Source organism: Chamaesiphon sp. OTE_20_metabat_361 (assembly GCF_031364565.1).
In genome coordinates this window covers 1-3,598 of record NZ_JANLWO010000067.1, presented here as the reverse complement: position 1 = coordinate 3,598, position 3,598 = coordinate 1, and the positions used below count along the sequence as shown (strand labels likewise).

The following is a 3,598-nucleotide window of genomic DNA, read 5'->3' as shown; positions in this document are numbered from 1 at the left end:
CCTTCGCGTGGCTTATAACTCTCGTCAGAAGCATCGAGGATTGGAGGAATTAGATGTATTTGATTTTGACGACTTGATTCAGGACAAATTAGAGATTGTCAAAATGAATCCTGCTTTCCTCAGTCGCAGTGTGAATGAGGGTTTCTCTGGCGGGGAGAAGAAGCGGAATGAAATCCTGCAAATGGCAATCCTCGAACCCAGTCTGGCGATTCTCGATGAAACCGATTCTGGATTGGATATCGACGCGCTCAAAATCGTTGCTAATGGTGTAAATCAATTGTCGAATCAGGATAACTCGATGCTGGTGATTACCCACTATCAACGTTTGCTCGACTATATTATTCCTGATTTCGTGCATGTGATGGCAAACGGACAAATTCTCACCAGTGGGGGGAAGGAACTCGCGCTGGAACTGGAAGCAAAAGGTTATGACTGGGTGACAGAAGCTCAACCAGTAGGCTAAGTAAATCGCTCAATTATTGCTCGATTTGCTGCGTAGATCTCACCCACCCCGCCCTATAGGCACCCCTGTCTTGAAAAGGTGCTGTTTCCCCAAGTGAAGCACTTTTCGCTCCAAGGAGGGGATTTTCACTAGATAGATATTTAAAGTTATATGACAATGACGGCAACTCTTACCCAGCTCATACCGCTCACTCCGCCCCCAAATCCGCAACTTCAAGATATTCGTACTCAAGCTGCTGGATATCTGCAAGAAGAAACTATTCCGACTAATAAGAATGAAGAATGGCGGTTTACTAATCTATCGCCATTGCTCAAGCAAACATTCGTAGCACCGAGTCAAGAGCTACCGCCTGTTAGTATTGACGATTTAGCTATCCCTGAAGCTGCTCAGAGTCGGTTAGTCTTCATTAATGGCATCTACGCGCCCTTACTCTCCAGCCTTGCTAACTTACCTGCTGGTGTATTCATCGGTAATTTAGCCGCAGCTAACGCTGCTGGATTAGCCATCACTGATTATCTGGGCAAACAACCTGGTGGGGAAGAAGTTTTTACCGCGATTAACACGGCGGGAATTAATGATTCAGCCGTAGTCTGGTTAGCTCCAGATACAGCTATCGAGTCCCCAATTCAGCTATTATTTATCACTACCGTAGATGATACGGCGATCGCGACTCAACCGCGCACTCTAGTCGTGTTAGAACAGAGAAGTAGCGCAACTATCATTCAAGAATACTTGCACACATCAGCTTCCAACCGCGCCTACTTCAATAACAGTGTCACAGAAATCTGGTTGGGGGCAGCAGCCAAACTCAATCATACCCGCATCCAAGCCGAAGATATCGCTGCTATCCATATCGGCAAAACAGCGGTTTCGCAATCCGAGCATAGCTCCTATACTGGTAACGCGATCGAGCTTGGTAGCAAACTCTCTCGGCATAATTGGGAAATCTTCCAAATCGGCGCACAGACTGAAACTTATCTGAATGGGTTGACGATGGTAAATGGCGAACAAGAATCAGACACTCATAGTGTCATCGCCTTAACTAAGACCCACGGCATCACCAATCAACTGCACAAATGTATCGTAAACGATCGCGCCCATGCGATTTTCAACGGTAAGGTATTTGTGCCCCAAGCCGCCCAGCAAACCAATGCAGGGCAGTTAAACCGCAATTTGTTACTTTCTGCCAAGGCGCGCATCGACACTAAGCCACAGCTCGAAATTACCGCTGATAATGTCAAATGTTCCCACGGGGCGACAGTCAGCCAACTCGAAGACGATGAGATCTTTTATCTCCAGAGCCGAGGTTTAGATGTCGAAACAGCTAAAATATTACTAATTAACGCTTTTGCTGTAGAGATTATCGATCGCATTCCCGTCGCTTCAGTACGTGAAAAACTAGCAGTAGCAGTAAAAGCATTCAAAGCTAACTAAACACTGGTAAGTAATGACTAGAGAAAGCCCGATTCTACGACTAATCCAAAATCTTACAGGAAATTCTGGTGATATGACTTTTATTCAAACTAGAGAGAATGATACCTTAACTATTGCGGATCGAGTGCGGGCAGACTTTCCGATTCTCCATCGCGAAGTGCATGGCAAGCCGTTAGTATATCTTGATAATGCGGCGACTTCCCATAAGCCCCATGCGGTCATTCATGCACTCGAACATTACTATAGTCACTACAATTCTAACGTTCATCGCGGCGTACATACGCTCAGTGCTGAGGCGACGGATGCTTATGAAGGTGCTAGAGAAAAAATTGCTAAGTTTGTCAATGCTGCTTCTTCGCAAGAGATTATTTACACTCGGAATGCAACTGAAGCGATTAATCTAGTTGCCTATAGCTGGGGCTTGAGCAATCTTCAGCGCGGTGATGAAGTGATCCTCTCGGTAATGGAGCATCATAGCAATCTGATTCCATGGCAATTAGTCGCTCAAAAAACCGGAGCGCGATTGAAGTTTGTCCAACTAACACCGGAGGAAGAGTTTGATTTCGGACATTATCAATCGTTGGTTAATGAGAAAACGAAACTAGTTTCAGTAGTCCATGTTTCTAATACTTTAGGTTGTATCAATCCTGTCAAAGATATCATTGCGCTGGCACGTCAATATGACGCAAAAGTCTTAATTGATGCTTGCCAAAGTGCGCCACATATGCCGTTAGATGTGCAGGATATGGATTGTGATTGGCTGGCGGTATCGGGGCATAAAATGTGCGGCCCGACGGGAATTGGTTTCTTATATGGTAAGTTAAATTTATTGCGCTCGATGCCGCCGTTCTTAGGTGGTGGTGAAATGATCGCCGATGTATTCTTGGAAAATTCGACTTATGCAGACTTACCCCATAAGTTTGAAGCTGGTACTCCGGCTATTGCTGAAGCGATCGCATTAGGAGCAGCGGTAGATTATTTAACTAATATCGGGATGGATAAAATTCATGCTTATGAAGTTGAATTAAATACCTACTTATTTGAGAAATTAATGCAGATTCCTCAAGTGAAAATATATGGCCCCAAACCACCGAAAGAACGCGCTGCGCTAGCGTCATTTACTTCCGGTGATGTTCATCCTCACGATCTTTCGACGATGTTGGATCAAGCCGGAATTGCGATCCGTGCTGGACATCATTGTACTCAGCCGTTGCACCGCTTTATCAAGGCTCAATCCACTGCGCGGGCGAGTTTGTATTTCTACAATACTAAAGCGGAAATTGATACTTTCATCGCCTCTTTACTCGAATCGATCGAGTTCTTTGATAGTATCTTTAGTTAGTATAATCTCTCTCCATCGCTGAATTGGAAAAAGTCGCTCGTAAATTAAAGATAGTAATCCTAAATTGGTGAGGCGCGCTGTTTTTGGTGCGTTACCCTGCGGGATAACACACCCTACATTCCATATTGAGTGGGATGGCGATGATGTCTACAGCCAATATCGATCGATCGAGTCTAGAATCCGCCATAACTCGGAATCCATCGATCGCCATTTCAAGGTAAAATAAGGTACATAACTACTAGATTGACTATGAGTATTAATGCCGTTCATTTGGTTGGGAGAGTTGGTGGCGATCCAGAGATGAAATATTTTGAATCTGGTACTCAGCTCTGTACGCTCACCCTCGCTGTCAATCGTCG

At 44.9% G+C, this 3,598-nt stretch carries 3 protein-coding genes and 1 pseudogene; all 4 read left to right on the top strand.

Translation table 11 applies throughout. The features are described from left to right. Positions 1–463, top strand: a pseudogene (locus tag RMO35_RS01785) (ABC transporter ATP-binding protein); the annotation flags it as partial. Between the two features lie 156 nt (positions 464–619). Then, positions 620–1,897, top strand: a complete 1,278-nt coding sequence (sufD, locus tag RMO35_RS01780; RefSeq protein ID WP_309738134.1) for a Fe-S cluster assembly protein SufD — start codon at positions 620–622, stop codon at positions 1,895–1,897. Between the two features lie 73 nt (positions 1,898–1,970). Further along, complete coding sequence (locus RMO35_RS01775) at positions 1,971–3,239, top strand: SufS family cysteine desulfurase (RefSeq protein ID WP_309738138.1); 1,269 nt, start codon at positions 1,971–1,973, stop codon at positions 3,237–3,239. A 249-nt stretch (positions 3,240–3,488) separates the two neighbouring features. After that, positions 3,489–3,598, top strand: a 110-nt coding sequence (locus RMO35_RS01770) for a single-stranded DNA-binding protein (protein WP_309738136.1), incomplete at its 3' end; no start/stop codon positions are given.

Bases quoted from the DNA above. Each gene is read 5' to 3' on its own strand.
- RMO35_RS01775 (WP_309738138.1), top strand. From the start codon at position 1,971: ATGACTTTTATTCAAACTAGAGAGAATGATACCTTAACTATTGCGGAT.
- sufD (WP_309738134.1), top strand. From the start codon at position 620: ATGACGGCAACTCTTACCCAGCTCATACCGCTCACTCCGCCCCCAAAT.